The organism is Flavobacterium sp. A45 (assembly GCF_002001005.1).
Classification (GTDB): Bacteria; Bacteroidota; Bacteroidia; order Flavobacteriales; family Flavobacteriaceae; genus Flavobacterium.
Genome location: NZ_MUNX01000093.1, coordinates 13,579 through 29,603 on the forward strand (window position 1 = coordinate 13,579; position 16,025 = coordinate 29,603).

The window sequence follows — 16,025 nt, forward strand, 5'->3', positions numbered from 1 at the left end:
TTAACCCACGTTATTTTCTTTTTAAGAAAAAAACTAATAATGCACATTATGAGAACCTTTATCTTCTTGTTTTGCACTACAATTTTTGGCTTTTCCTCAGGAAATCTGTTTTCTCAAAATGCAAAAATTGTAATAGCAACTGATAAAACGGTAACAGTTGATGAAGTTTTTGATATTATTAAAAAGCAAACTAACTATACATTTATTTATCAGGAAGATTTATTTAAAAAATTACCCAAAGTACATTTAAAAAAAGGGGTAATTAGAGTAAATGAATTATTAAAACTGAGTCTTTCCAAGAAGGATTTTGATTTTAGCTTGACTAGTGGCAATACTATTATTGTCAAGGAAGTACCAATTTCAGCAGTTTCAAAACAGCCAAAAACTATTGTGATTAAGGGGGGTGTTACAGATAGCGGGGGGAATCCTCTGCCGGGTGTTAACATACAGGTGAAAAGTACAAAAACCATTGCCCAAACTGGTTTTGACGGCAGATATACCATCGAAGCACCTGATAATGACGTCTTGTTATTCACTTATATTGGTTACAGATCCCAGATTGTAACAATAAACGGCAGAAATGAGATTAATGTGACTCTAAAACAAGAGTTAAAAGAATTAGGTGATGTTGTCATTAACACCGGGGTAACAGAACGAAAGAGAGAATTGGTAACTGGTGCCATATCAGTTTTCAAAGGAGAGCAATTAAGACAGGTTTCTACACAAAATGCAATTCAGGCATTAAAGACCTTAGATCCATCTTTTATTGTTTTGGATAATAATTTAGCCGGTTCAAATCCAAACGCTCTGCCTACTATTGAGGTGAGAGGACAAACTAGCTTATCTGTAGATCAGGTAAATAATCAGTTTAGAGAAGATCCAAATCAGCCTTTATTTATTTTGGATGGATTTCCGACTACTTTACAGCAAGTAGTAGATTTAGATATTAACAGAATTGCAAGTATTACCCTTTTGAAGGATGCTGCATCTACCGCCTTATATGGCTCCCGTTCGGCTAATGGAGTTGTTGTTATTGAAACAATTAAACCAGTAGCAGGAAAATTACAGTTTTCTTATGTTAATAATTCTTCTTTTGAAGTAGCCGATTTGAGTGTTTATAACCTAATGAATGCAGAGCAAAAGTTAGAATTCGAAAGACTGTCCGGAGCATTTACGGTTAAATTAGGTTCTGCACTTCCTCATGAAGCTCAGTTTAAATGGAATGAGGTTTATAATAAGCGCTTGGCAGATGTACGTAGAGGTGTAGATACGTATTGGCTGAATGAACCTATCCAAATGGGAATTGCGTCTGGCCATAGTTTTTCATTTGGCGGAGGAACAGAAGAGCTTAGGTTTAATTTGGTAGCAAATTATAAAACACTGAGCGGGACAATGAAAGGCTCTGAGCGTAATACTTGGGGATATAATGGTAATATTGTTTACAGAAAAAACAAATTAAATATTAGTAACAATTTCTTTGTATCGGGTGGAGATAATCAGGAATCACCGTATGGCAGTTTTGCGACTTATGCAAAGGCTAGCCCTTATTATCCAAAGTATAACGAAAACGGAGTGCCAACCCGTTATTTAGATGGGTCATCTGTTCCCTATACAGGGGTAAATTTTGTAGTTAATCAAGCGGTTAATCCTTTGTATAATGTCATGTTGTCAAGTTTTAATAAAGGTAATAATTTTAATTTCACAAATAATTTTGCTTTAAATTATGATGTGAATTCACATATTAAAACAACCGCTGCCTTGTCCGTTTCGAGAAATAATACCTATAAAACAGTTTTTGTTGCGCCAGAGGATACAAGATATATAAATAATATACCTACCGAAAAAGGAAGTTTGGCCAATACCGAGGCGATTACTGATAAATGGAATGCTAATATTGGAGGAACTTATTCTAATATTTTTAATGGTGTGCATTCTTTTAATTATACCATTAGGGCTTCTGCTCTAGAAACAAAAAATAATTCTTTTGCGTCTGTTTTAAGAGGATTTCCTTCTGGAGTTGGCGGAAATCCAGCGTTTGCTTTTGGATTTGAAGCCAATTCAAAACCTATTGTTTTTAACGAAATGATTAGAAGTATTGATTTGACAAACCAAATTAACTATGCTTACGACAGAAGATTTTTATTTGATTTTACCCAAACGATATCGGGTTCTACGAATTTTGGCACAAACAATAAATATTCGCCTTTTTGGGGAGTTGGTGTTGGGTGGAATTTGCATAACGAATTCAAAATGAATGAAGACATCGTTAACATACTAAAACTTCGTGCGAATATCGGTCAAACCGGAAATCAAAATTTAGTGGGTTTTGCGTCTCACGATATTTATGCTTATGAGGCCAATACCAATTATTTTGGAGCTGGTTTAGGAGTTTCTCAATTGGCTAATGCTGATTTAGAACCTCAAAGAACCAAAGATTTATCTTTAGGTTTAGATTTGGCAATGTTTGGAAACAGATTGACAGCTACTTTTGGAGCTTACAGCCGTGAAACATCTCCTCAGATTGTAGCTATCGACCTTGCTTCATCTACGGGTGTTACGGCATACCCTTTGAATGTTGGATATATTACCACAAGAGGTTTGGAGCTTAAATTAAACTATAATTTTATTTACAAGCTGCAGCAAAATTTCATTTGGGGAGTAGGGTTAACCTCTGCTTTAGGAAACAATGAACTGGGCGGTTTTAATAATGCATTGGCATCATTAAATGAAGCTGCTCAAAAGACGACTAGCCTAACAAGATATTATGATGGAGCAAGCAGTAATGATCTTTGGGCTGTTCCTTCTTTAGGCATCGATCCAGCAACCGGAAATGAAGTTTTCTTGAAGAAGAATGGTCAAACGACTTTTATTTTAGATAAAAATGATGAGGTTGTAATGGGAAATTCAAGAGAAACGGCAACAGGCGTTGTTTCTACGAATGTAACCTATAAAAATTTCAGTTTTGGTTTGTACATGCGCTATAGTTTTGGAGCGGAACGATTTAATAACGCTTTGTATAATAAAGTTGAGAACATTGGGGCAACTTCAGTTTTTGATAATCAAGACGAAAGAGCCTTTACAGACCGTTGGACAACACCGGGACAAGAGGCTCAATTTAAAGCAATTAGTTTAACCAGCATAACTCCAATTTCATCCCGTTTTATACAGAAAGACGATTACTTATCTGGTGAATCGATTCGTTTTGGATATAGAGTGACCAATAAAAATTGGTTGAACAAAGCTGGATTGTCTGCACTGGGAGTGAATGCTCTTGCGAACGAATTCTTCCGTTGGTCGACGATGAAAGCAGAGCGTGGTATTGATTATCCTTTTTCAAGAATCTATACACTTAGCCTTAATGTATCATTTTAATAAAGTAATTATGAACAAGTATATATACAAAATTACAGCGGTTATCCTTGTATTGGTTAGCGCAAGCAGTTGTAGTGATTATCTTGATGTAGTACCTCAAGATAAAATTTTGGAATCTCAAACGTACAGTACCGAGGCGGGTATTCAAAATGTACACAATGGGCTTTATATTCAATTGGCTTCTAACAGTCTTTACGGCCAGCAGCTTTCTATGGATGCGGTGGAAATTTTAGGACAGCAGTACAACATGGGGGGATCTCATAATAAAAATAAAATGGCTACTTATGCCTATGCTGAAAATGTACCTAAAGCTACCTTTTCATCTATTTGGGAAAAAGCCTATACCACCATTTTGTCTTCCAACAAATTTTTGGAAAGTATAGAGGAGCATAAAAATGTTATTTCGGCTGAAAAAGCCAATCTCCTAAAAGGAGAAGCCATTGCCATTCGTGCCATGCTTCATTTTGATATGCTGCGTTTGTTTGGACCAATTTATAAAACAACTCCTTCTGACCCAGCAGTACCATATTATGATGCGCCTGTAACAACAAACAATCCTATTTTGCCGGCAAATGAAGTAATAACCAAGGTGCTTGCCGATTTGGATTTGGCTTTGTCTCTTTTAGCGAATGACCCAGTACTTACTGTTGGTAAAGATGCCGCTTCAACTGCATTTGATGCCATTCCCTATTATTCGTCAAATAGAGGGCTTAGAATGAATTATTTGGCGGTAAAGTGTTTAAAAGCACGTGTTCTTTTGTATTCAGGAGATAAAGCTGGCGCATCTGTTGCTGCAAATGAAGTGATTGCATTTACCAAGACAACCACTTTTTTCCCTTGGACTCCTTTTTTAGAAGCTACAAATGCAGCTAATCCGGACCGTACTTTTTCTTCAGAGAATTTCTTTGCAATTAGTGATTTTACTTTATATAAAAAGCAAGAAGCTTTATTTGATGCGTCTTTATCAGATTTTGATATTTATTCTCCTCTTTTAAGTAGGTTAACAGCTGTTTTCGAATCCAACGACAATGATTACAGAAGTTTACCAAGCTGGAAAATTCCGATTGTGGGAGGTAAAACACAAAAAACCTTCTATAAATACGAAGATGTTACTGATAAAACCAAAAAATTTCGTTTGCAGATTCCGATGTTTAAACTTTCGGAAATGTATCTTATTGCAGCGGAGACAGCCACAGTTCCTGCAGACGGCATTGCGTTTTTGAATACGTTGCGTTTTAATAGAGGATTGGCAAATCTGGCAGTTACAGCAGTAGTTGCAACTGAAGTTACCAAAGAATACAGAAAAGAGTTTATTGGAGAAGGTCAGTTGTTTTTTTATTATAAAAGAAATGGAACAACTGCAATTCCTAATGGTTCGGCCGCATCAGGAAATGTTACTATGGGAGCACTTCAATATGTCGTGCCATTGCCGGACTCCGAAATTAATTTTCAATAATTTAATATATAAAATATGAATAAGATATTGATTTTAAGTATTGTTTTTTTGTCTCTTATGGGTTTTACATCCTGTACTGAAGATAAAATAGAAACGTATACAGACACCGATAATATTTATTTTTCTCCTGCAGTATATCCGAATGTTGTTTTAAATGGAGCTAATATATTGACTGATAGTACCGGATTTAGTTTCGGTTTTGATAACACAGTTGTTACCAAAAGAGTTTATCTTATTCCTGTAAGGGTACAAGGAAAGTTAAGCACAGCTGACAGAAAGATAAAAGTCACTGTAGATCCCACTAGTACAGCTGTACAGGGAACTCACTTTACTTTACCGGAAAATATTGTTATGCGTGCAGGAAAGCAGGTAGATACTATAGCGGTAACTGTTTCCAGAACTCCGGATATGAAAAGCAATGCATTCACTTTGGTTCTAAATCTTGAAGAGAATGAGTCATTCACCACCAAGATGAAAACTAAAGTAACTAATGTTCTGACCCAAAAAACGATGAGTTTCATCCGATTTAAATTAACATTTGATGACAAATTAAGTCAGCCTACTGGTTGGAGTGTTTCTAATTATGGTGTTTTTACTGCAAAGAAATTCTTTTTAATGTGTGATTTAATGCATCTGTCTCCTTCAATGTTTAATCAGAAACTGGGAGCTCCCGGATTGACAATTCCAGAAGCGATGTATTATCAGGCCTTTATGAAACGCTATTTAGCCGATCAAAAGGCTTCCGGAAACACGATTTATGAAGCGGACGGCATAACTGAAATGTTCTTTCCTTAAAAAAACAATTTATTTAAATTTAAAAAGATAAGACGATGTTAAAAAAGATAAAAACACTATGTGCTTTGCTGGCACTCCTTTTTACATGTTGGAGCTGCAGTAACGATGAAGGTAACTATACTTATAATGCTATAAACGAGATTAAAGCAACAGGTATAGAAGCAAGCTATACGGTTTATACAGGAGAAAATTTTAAAATAACTCCTAGTTTAAACCCTACGCTGGATGACGGCAGTAATCCAAATCGTTATGCCTATGAGTGGGTGGCATTAAATCCCCTTTTGCAAACGATTGTGACTATTAAGCCTACCGTTATAGCTACTACAAAAGATTTTGATGCAGTAGTAAAGTTACCGCCTGCAAAATACAATGTTTACTATTCGGTTAAAGATTTAGTTACGGGAGTTACTTGGCAACAACCGAGTTTCGTGCTAAATGTGGTTTCATCGATTTATGAAGGCTGGCTAGTGATAGGAGATGTGGATGGTAAAGCACGATTGGATATGGTTTCAATTATTCCGGGTGTTGCTACTCCGCGTATTATAAACGATGTTTTGGATACAGCAGGTTCTACATTAAAATTGAGTGGGAAAGCTGTGGATGTTGAATGCTTTAATACTCCAGTAACTTCTCCATTGATGTACGGTATTTATGTAACCGCTTCAGAATCGGGGACTTCAAGAATCGACGAAAACTCTTTTGGCTGGACACAATCTCAAAATATTGCTTATGAGACTGTTGGTGGTGCTTTCGATACCAATTTTGGTGTTGATTTTATGAAATCTCCTACTAGTGGTGAGAATTTTATTTACTCTAAAGGGAATATCTACTTCTATTACAGAACGAACCAGATAAAATACGGGTTGCCTCAGAATAAGGTGGATACAGAAACCAAAAACTTTTATGCAGCACCTTTCATTGCTGAAAATGCGGGTACATTAGGATCACCGATTTTTTATGATAAAGAAGCTCGTCGTTTTTTACGTTATAATGCTTCCAAAAATGTTTGTTCTATAATGCCACCTGTTGTAGGTTCTGCTACAGTATTGGATTGGAATAATACTAATTGTGACTTGGTTTATATGACTACATCAGCTTTTAATGCGAATGAAAATTTTGCGGTATTAAAAAATATTTCTACGGGTAAATTCCATTTGCTGCGGTTTAATAAGGCTTTGACTCAAACCTATTATAAAGAAATACTTAACGCACCGGATATTGATAAAGCTACTAAATTTGCTGTTAGCCCAGATTCTGGATATTTGTTTTATGCAGTGGGTGGAAAATTATATGAATATGACAATGGAACCCAATCGGCAAAATTAATGCTTGATAAAGGAACGGAACAAATTACCTACATAGACTTTAATTCCAAATCAAAGACTTTTGCCAAAAAGTTAATTGTTGGAAGTTACAATGGCACAGCTGGGAAATTAGAATTATTTACGGTTCCTCCGGTTAATGGAAATTTAATTTTAGACAATACTTATACAGGTTTATGTAAAATTGTGGATGTCGCTTACCGACTGAGATAATTAAAAACCATTTAAATTTAAAAGCCGAATGAAAACTTAAAATTCATTCGGCTTATAAAAAAAATCACATTTTATGAGACTTATTTTTAAAATTGCAAGTGCATTTCTGCTGCTTGCCGGGACTTCTTTTGCCTTAACCGCACAAGAAAAATCAGCAGATGACAGCTGGGAATTGGCGAAAAAACAAGCTGTTGCCGAGCAGAAATTAATTTTGGTTGATTTGTATTTTACTGGCTGTGCACCCTGTGCCCAAATGGACAAAGAAGTATTTCCGGATCCAAAAGTGGCGTCACTTTTAGAGACTGATTTTATCACATTCAAATCGGATATCCTGAAAGAGGAAATCGGGAAAAAATTAAGCATGAAATATGGAGTAACCGGTTTTCCAACATTTTTGTTGATGAATTCTGATGGAAAAATTATAGATATTTCTATAGGTTTTCATTCAGTTGAGCAATTTGTAGCGCTGTTGCAAAAGTCTAAAGAAGATGCCCAAAAAGGATTGCTGAAAAAATACAGTACCCAAATTCAAGAAGAAGATTACCCAGAATTTTACAGACAAGCCTATTTGGACAATAAAAGAAATGTACAATTTGATGTTATAGACACTTATTTAAAATCACAGCCTTCACTATTATCCGAAGTTCCGTTTGTTATTATTACAGGATTGAGAGTTGGCAGGGAATACGATGATTTCTTTTTAAAAAATGTAATTGCACTGTCGAAAGATTATGGAAAATCAAGTGTCAATATTCATGTTTTTAACATCCTGCAGCGTAAGAGAAAAGATTATGAAAAAAAGAATGATTTGGCCTCTTTCAAAAAAATATTGGAGGATGTAAAAGAATTATATACAGCAGACGAATGGATTAAATATGAAGGTATTTTATTAAAGGATTTTGGAGTGACAAAAGCTTCAACTAATCCGTACACTTTACAAAAATAAAGCAATATGAAAAAAGGATTGTTACTGTCGATGCTCTTTATCAGCTTTATAATAAATGCTCAAAAAAGTAGTGTTCCAAAAGCATTGAAAGCCTTTGAACTTTCTTTTCAGCAGAAAGATTATAATGCAATTAAAACGCTTTTAGCGCCAGAGTTTACTGTAGGAGTTGGAGATTCTTCTTCAAACGAATTCTATTTGACGGGTATTTTTAAAGCTTTTCCTGTATTGGATTCAATGCAGATTGGGAAATCTACAGCAATGAAGAAAGAAACACGCGTTGCGGTACATTTTTTCTTTAAAGGAAAAGAAAAGAGACCCGCTGAAATAGTTTTCAATAAGGAAAATAAAATACTGTACGTGACTTTTTTTGATGCTTTATATAAAGTAGATCGAAATGCCGAAGTTAAAAAACTAGCCAGTATTCCATTTGAAATGTTAGAGAACGGAATTGCCATTAAAATAAAATTAAACAAATCAGATCGTGAGTTTGTTATGCTTTTTGACACCGGAGCCGACGGTATGGCTCTGAATCCGGACAGTGCTCACAAGGCTGGTGTGGTGGTTACCAATAATAAATCGGCAGCCGTGGTGGGCGGAAGTCAGCAGGTGCAATATTCGGCAGATAACACGATTTATATTGGCAACCAAATCATAAAAAATCAAGGCTTGGTTATTTTTCCAAAAAGCGGCGCTTTTGATGGTCTATTTGGTGCCAATTTGTTGCGGAATTATATCACGAAAGTAAACTTCGATACCAAAACGATCGATCTGTATAATTTCGGGAATTTTGTTTATGAAGGCAAAGTAAAACCGCTAGTTTTCGATTATAAAACAGGTTTGCCGGTTGTAAAAATGAATTTAACTTTTTCCGATAATAAAAAAGCAGAAGGGAATTTTGCCATAGATACCGGAGCGAGTTATGATTTGATTGCTTATGGACCTTTTAATCACAAGCACAATTTACAGGCCAGTTTGAAAACCGAATATACTTCAACCAATTTTAGTTTGGGGCATCAGACACAAATTGTATGCGGTGCGATTCCAAATGTGGGAATCAACGGGAACAATTTTCCAAATGTGACAATCGCTTTGCAGGAATATCAGGAGGAGAACAAGAATTGGGCTTCTGCAGATGGTTCTCTCGGAATTGATTTGATTAAGCGCTTCAATTTTACGATTGATTTGTTGCACAAAACGGTGTATTTAGAACCCAATAAAAGTTTTGCAAAACTTTCCTCTTTTTATGTTTCGGGATTGGATTTAGATTTTGACGAAAAGAACAATTTGATTGTCACCAGAGTTTTGGATACCAAAAAGGATGAATTGAAAAATGTCAAAACAGGTGCCAAAGTCATTCAAATTAATGATTTTGAAGCTAAGGATTTACTCAATCCCGCGAATATCAAAAAAGTAAAAGAAAATACGGCAGGCAATGATTTAATTATTGAACAAGCCGGTCAATCAATGAGAATTTCACTTTAAAACAGCACTTTAAACAGATTAAACATTATGAAAAAACACACTTATTATCTCATTTTGATTACCTTTTTTATGGCTCAATTTGGTTATGCTTCTTGCATTTCTGAATATGCCATAATTAGAGGAACAATTGTAGTTCCGGAATTTAAGGTAAAAGAAATCACTATCCACAATGCCGAAGAAGGTAAAGCTGTAGTAATTGCTACCGCGAAAGTGAATGCTTTGGGCGAATTTGGTTTTATGCTTCCCATTACTGCTCCCGGATTTTATTATGTCGATTATGGACAATTTAAAGGAAGAAACAGGCAGTTAATCCGTTTGTATTTAGAACCAAAATTAGACATAGAACTTAAAATCACTTCAAATAGTTATTCTTTGGGTGGAAAAAACGTTGGACAGAATGCTTTGGTTCAGAAAGCAAATGAGATTTACGACGAGTTTGCCATTTTTTGCAGCACTAGTGGAAATAAATCGTATCTGGATTTTTATCCATTTTTAGATGGAGGTTTGGCAAAGGCAGCTAATTTCACTAAAAGCATCAATACCTCGGATTCTGAATTTAATAAGTTATTAAAATTGGCTGTCGAAACTGATGTTGAAGATTTGACGTATATGTTTTTTAGAATGCCAAGGAGCGTTCATCCAGAAAAAAACGACCGTCCGGTTGTCATAAAACAATGGGAAATAGAACAGAAATTCACCAATCCAGATCTTTTGAAATTGGCTAATGGTGTTTCTTTAATGTCAAATTATTTCTTTTATACTTCTGTAAATAGCGGTGCGGTTGTAAAGCGTCTAGATTTGGCAGAAGCCATTACCCATATTACAGATCCGGCTATAAAAGACGTTTATTTGCGTGATGCAATTGCAACTTCACGTATGAAAATTGAAGAATACGAAATAGTGGCACCGAAAATAAAACCTTATTTAATCTCGGATGCCAGCAAAGCCTTTTTGTTAGATTATGAAAAAGTACTGCACAAAAATGTAGGTCAGAAAGGATTGGAATTCACCTATAAAGACATCAACGATAAACCGGTTTCATTTTCGGATTTTAAAGGGAAATACGTGTATATCGATTTGTGGGCAACTTGGTGCGGACCTTGTAAAGCCGAAATTCCCCACATGAAAAAAATAGAGGAAGATTATCACGGAAAAAATATTGTTTTCATCAGTCTTTCATTAGACAAGCCAAAAGACAATCAAAAATGGAAAGATTTTGTAAAAAAAGAACAGCTGAAAGGCATTCAGATAATGGCTGATAAAGATTTCAAATCGGATGTAGCCAAAAATTATGATGTGAATTCAATTCCGAGATTTTTATTATTTGATATGAAAGGAAACATCATCAATGCAGATGCTTTGCGCCCTTCAGATCCAGAATTGAGAGTACAGTTGGATAAATTATTAAAGTCATAAATAGGAGATAATGCTTAAAAAACACAAATCAGCTCTAGTTTTTTTATTTGCAGTTGGAAATATTTTCTTTTCGAATGCACAAAATTTCAAGTCAAATGACCCAATTGCGGTCAATCAAAAAGTTACAAAAGGCGTTCTGTCAAACGGAATGACGTATTATATTTACCCAACGACGGTCAATAAAAATACGGCGAGTTATTATATCATTCAAAATGTAGGCTCTATTCTCGAAAATGATCAGCAAAAAGGACTGGCGCATTTCCTGGAACACATGGCTTTTAACGGAACCAAACATTTTGAAGGAAAAGGGATTTTGAATACCCTTCAAAAGCAGGGGGCTATTTTTGGCAAAAATATCAATGCTTATACCAGTACCGATGAAACCGTTTACAATTTAGACAACATTCCTTCACAAGATGGAAGTGTCGTGGATACCTGTTTATTGGTTTTGCACGATTGGTCTAATTTTCTGTCTTTGACCAATGCCGAAATTGATGCCGAACGCGGTGTTATTACCGAAGAGTGGCGTACTAGACAAGATGCAGGACAGCGTATTTACAATCAATTATCGCCATTTTATTATAACAATTCTTTGTATGCACAACGCTCCCCAATTGGAGATATGAATATTGTCAAAAATTTCGATTATCAGGTTTTGAAGGATTTCTATAAAGATTGGTACCGCCCAGATTTGCAGGCAATAGCAATTGTTGGAGACGTGAATTCCGATGAAATTGAAGCAAAAATAAAAAAACTTTTTGCTGACATTCCTGCACCTCTAAATCCTAAAAAACGTTTCGAAATTGCGATTCCGGAAAATGATGTGCCAACTTTTAAATTGGCTTTTGATAAAGAAATTGCAGCTTCGGGAATTACTTATATGATTCGTCATACAGCCGAAAAACCTACAGGAACTTTTGCAGATTTAGAAAAAGCTACGCCACGCCGCATCGCCTTTTCATTAGTAAATAACCGTTTGTCCGAAATGGCGCAAAAGCAGGAATGTCCTTTTAAAAGTGCCCAAATCAGTTATCAGAATTACACCCGTTTGAATGATATTTTATACGTAAGCGTTTCGCCTAAACCCAACCAGCAAGCCGCTGCTTTTACGGCCGTAATGAACGAATGGGTACGTGCCTGCAAGTTTGGGTTCTCAAAAGGAGAAATAGAAAGAGCCGTAGCCGAAAATATTTCAACTTACGAGAACTATCTTGAGAAAGAGAATGAGATTTCACATAAAAGCGTGATTGCAATGGTGAAAGAAGATTATTTGAAACACGAAATCATTGGTGATCCGAAAGCAGAATTCGAAATGGTAAAAGCCATCCTGAAACAGCTGGATACTAAAAAGCTTGAAAGACTTCTTAATCAATTGTACATTGAAAAAAACCGTGTAGTTACAGTAACAGGTGTCGAAAACGAAACTAATTTGAATCAGGAACAGGCATTCGATATTATAGACAAAGCAGAGACTAACACTACTTTGCAATCTTATGTTGACACTTTTGTAGCCAAAACACTGATGGGAGATACGGTTTTGAAACAAGGTAAAATTGTTTCAGAGCAAAAAACGACAGCAATTGATGCCACTACTTATATATTAAGTAATGGCGTAAAAGTGCATTATAAATTTGCGGATAAAAACAAAAAAGACGTAAGACTAAAAGCCGAAAGTTTTGGCGGAGCTTCTTTATATGAACCCAAAGATATCCCTTCAGTAAGTCGTGCTACTACTTTGGCAATGATGTCTGGCGTGGGATCACTTTCAAATACGGATTTAGAAAAAGTAATGAAAGGAAAAACGGCTGGAGCATCTGTAGAAATTGATAATTTAACTGAAACGGTTTCGGGTTCTGCCAACGTAAAGGACATAGAAACTATGATGCAATTGGTTCACTTGCGTTTTGTACAGCCAAGATTTGATGCTGATATGTTTGCGCTATTGAAACAAAAATTGCAAAATTCACTAAAAAACAAAGAAAAAGACATTCGTTCTAAAATGGCAGACAGTTTGACCTTTGCCATTTATGGAAAAAATAATCCTAAAATACGTATGATGGATCAGCAGTATATTGATGATTTGTCTTTCGATAAAATGAAAGCGGTATATCTGGAGCGTTTTGCCGATATAACTAATTTCGATTTTTATGTGGTGGGCGATGTAACTCCTGATGTGCTGAAACCACTTTTAGAGAAATATATTGCGAGTATTCAAGGCATCAAACGCAATGAAAAGTTCAAAGACAACACTGTTGATTGGGTTGCCAATAAAATTGACAAAGATGTTTTTATAAAAATGGAAACGCCCAAGAGTTCTGTTAAAATCAAGTACCTTGAAGAGTTTACTTTTTCCCAAAAAAATAAAGTAGTTGCCTCTTTCTTAAGTGATATCCTGACTTTGAGATATACTGAAAGCTTACGAGAAAAAGAAGGGGGAACTTATGGAGCTCAAGTGAGTTCCAGTTTGAGTAAACTGCCAAAATCTACAGCTTCCCTTTCCATTGCATTTGATTGTGATGCCAATAAAGTAGAACAATTACTGCCAATAGTGTATCAGGAAATTGAAAAGATTAAAAAAGGAGATATTGTTGCCGAAGATTTGGAAAAAACTAGAACGAATTACATAAAATCAAGAAAAGACAGTAAAGATTTTAATAGTTACAGTATGGAATTGACTTATAACTATTTCAAAAATAAGTACAATATGGACGACCCTAAAAATTATGTCAATATTGTAAATGGAATTACTGAAAAAGATATACAGGATTTTGCCAATTCCTTTTTAAACAAAGCCAAATCTTATGAAGTGGTATATAAACCGCTACTGTAGGTTTTAGAAAAACTTTAATAAAAGAGCATCAATTTATTTTCCCCTATCATTTATTATTTTGAATTAGTAAGCGAATTAGTTTTTATAGTGGATTATGAGGGGGTTGTTTGTTTGCCATTCAGCCCTCTTTCTTTTAAATTTTATCATATGAACAAAATTATATTTTCAGTAATCCTTTTGTTGTTATTTACAATATTTGTAGAGGCACAAGTGTACAATCCAGTGAAATGGAAAACCGATGTGGTAAAGATTTCGGATAGCGAATTCGAATTGCAGGCTACAGCTGTCATAGAAAATGGTTGGCATTTATATAGTCAGAATGTTTCTGATGGAGGACCAATACCAACCCATTTCACTTTTTCAAAAAGTTCCGATTTCCAATTGCTTGGTGCAGTAAAAGAAGAAAAAGGCAAGACGGTTAATGATCCTGTGTTTAAGATGGCAATCAAGTTTTTTGAAAAAGAAACTACGTTTAAACAGCGCATTAAAGTAATCGGGACAAAGTCTTTTCAGATAAAAACCGAAGTCGAATTTATGGTGTGCAATGATGAAAACTGTCTGCCACCCACTTATGATGAACTTGAGTTTAAAGTAAACCCCGCAACTGTAATTGCAGCAAAGAAAATAGCCGGAAAAGCTCCAGCGGGTATTGTGCTGCCAGATTCAGTAGATGTGAAAGTGGAGAGTATTCAGGCTGTTGTTATTGCTCCCGCTAAAGAAATTGTCCCTGCAAAAACAGAGCCGGTAAAATCCATAGACATTAGTGATTCCAAAAGTTTGTGGACTATTTTTATCTTGTCTTTCTTCTCAGGTTTTGCGGCATTGTTAACGCCTTGTGTTTTTCCGATGATTCCTATGACGGTGAGTTTTTTTACTAAGCAAAGTAAATCAAAATCGGATGGAATTAGAAAAGCCGTTTTTTACGGAATCTTTATCATTTCCATTTATATTTTTCTGGGAGCTGTAGTTACTTGGGCTTTTGGTGCCGATTCACTTAATGCACTTTCGACCAATGTTTGGTTTAACATTATATTCTTCATACTCTTATTGGTGTTTGCATTTTCATTTTTGGGAGCTTTCGAGATTATGCTTCCCAATTCGTTGGCGAATAAAGTTGATAATCAAGCTGACAAAGGAGGAATTATCGGCATATTGTTTATGGCTTTAGCTTTGGCTATTGTTTCCTTTTCGTGTACCGGACCTATTGTTGGAACGTTATTAGTTGAAGCTGCTTCAAGAGGAGGAATTGCCCCGTTTGTGGGAATGTTTGGTTTTTCTTTGGCATTAGCCTTACCCTTTACACTTTTTGCTGCTTTTCCGGGATGGTTAAATTCATTACCAAAATCAGGCGGATGGCTGAATACCGTAAAAGTGGTTTTAGGCTTTTTAGAATTGGCTTTAGCCTTCAAGTTTTTATCAAATGCCGACTTAGTTTTGCAATTGCATTGGCTGGAACGTGAAACCTTTTTAGCAATTTGGATTGGTATTTTTGGGACATTGGCATTTTATTTATTCGGAAAAATACAATTGCCGCACGACAGTCCTTTGTTGCACATTAGTGTGGGAAGATTAAGTCTTGGAATCATCGTTTTATCGTTTACCATTTATCTGATTCCGGGAATTTGGGGGGCGCCGTTAAAGATGATAAGCGGTTTCCCGCCACCATTAAATTATAGCGAAATACCAAATGGTTTTGGCGGAGGCTCTGGTTCTAATGCGACTAAGGTAAATCTGCCGGAAGGAGCAGAGTTTGGTCCTCATAATATTGTTGCTTTTACGGATTATGACCAAGGTATGGCATATGCAAAACAAGCTGGGAAACCCGTGATGATAGATTTTACTGGACACGCCTGTGTAAATTGCCGAAAAATGGAAGACAACGTTTGGTCAGATGAACAAGTGTTGAAAATTCTGAAAGGGGATTTGGTTTTGATTTCCCTGTATGTTGATGATAAAAGAGAATTGCCTGAAAATGAGCAAATTGTATCTAAATTAACAGGAAGAAAAATTAAATATATCGGTCAAAAATGGAGCGAGTTTCAAACCATTATCTACAAAACCAATGCACAGCCTTTTTATGTATTGGCAGATTCAGACGGTAAATTATTGAATGAACCTTCTGCATATAATCCGGATGTGAAAGAGTATTTGGATTGGCTTACAAAAGGAATTAAAAAAGCAAAAAACTAGTTA

The 16,025-nt window shown here is 35.6% G+C and carries 9 protein-coding genes; all 9 read left to right on the top strand.

Features of this window, described 5'->3' with window-relative positions; all coding sequences use genetic code 11:
* Positions 1 to 48 precede the first annotated feature (48 nt).
* The gene (locus tag B0E44_RS11710; protein WP_165688792.1) at positions 49 to 3,372 is read left to right on the top strand and encodes a SusC/RagA family TonB-linked outer membrane protein; all 3,324 of its coding nucleotides are present in this window, start codon (positions 49 to 51) and stop codon (positions 3,370 to 3,372) included.
* Between the two features lie 10 nt (positions 3,373 to 3,382).
* Positions 3,383 to 4,828: a RagB/SusD family nutrient uptake outer membrane protein gene (locus tag B0E44_RS11715; RefSeq protein WP_165688793.1), complete on the top strand. Its 1,446-nt coding sequence runs from the start codon at positions 3,383 to 3,385 to the stop codon at positions 4,826 to 4,828.
* A 15-nt stretch (positions 4,829 to 4,843) separates the two neighbouring features.
* The gene (locus B0E44_RS11720) at positions 4,844 to 5,623 is read left to right on the top strand and encodes a DUF4843 domain-containing protein (RefSeq protein ID WP_077375110.1); all 780 of its coding nucleotides are present in this window, start codon (positions 4,844 to 4,846) and stop codon (positions 5,621 to 5,623) included.
* A gap of 35 nt (positions 5,624 to 5,658) precedes the next feature.
* Positions 5,659 to 7,158 (top strand): PKD-like family lipoprotein, encoded by a 1,500-nt coding sequence (locus B0E44_RS11725; RefSeq protein WP_077375113.1) that lies wholly within the window; start codon positions 5,659 to 5,661, stop codon positions 7,156 to 7,158.
* Between the two features lie 73 nt (positions 7,159 to 7,231).
* A complete protein-coding gene (locus B0E44_RS11730) occupies positions 7,232 to 8,104 on the top strand; it encodes a thioredoxin family protein (protein WP_077375117.1) in 873 nt (290 codons plus the stop codon).
* 6 nt (positions 8,105 to 8,110) lie between these two features.
* Complete coding sequence (locus B0E44_RS11735; protein WP_077375120.1) at positions 8,111 to 9,586, top strand: retropepsin-like aspartic protease; 1,476 nt, start codon at positions 8,111 to 8,113, stop codon at positions 9,584 to 9,586.
* A 27-nt stretch (positions 9,587 to 9,613) separates the two neighbouring features.
* Complete coding sequence (locus B0E44_RS19035; RefSeq protein ID WP_254423288.1) at positions 9,614 to 11,002, top strand: TlpA disulfide reductase family protein; 1,389 nt, start codon at positions 9,614 to 9,616, stop codon at positions 11,000 to 11,002.
* A 10-nt stretch (positions 11,003 to 11,012) separates the two neighbouring features.
* Positions 11,013 to 13,832: a pitrilysin family protein gene (locus B0E44_RS11745; RefSeq protein ID WP_077375123.1), complete on the top strand. Its 2,820-nt coding sequence runs from the start codon at positions 11,013 to 11,015 to the stop codon at positions 13,830 to 13,832.
* Between the two features lie 147 nt (positions 13,833 to 13,979).
* Positions 13,980 to 16,022 carry a thioredoxin family protein gene (locus B0E44_RS11750; protein ID WP_077375126.1) on the top strand — a complete coding sequence of 681 codons (2,043 nt, stop codon included), beginning with the start codon at positions 13,980 to 13,982 and terminating at the stop codon, positions 16,020 to 16,022.
* The last annotated feature ends 3 nt before the right edge of the window (positions 16,023 to 16,025 follow it).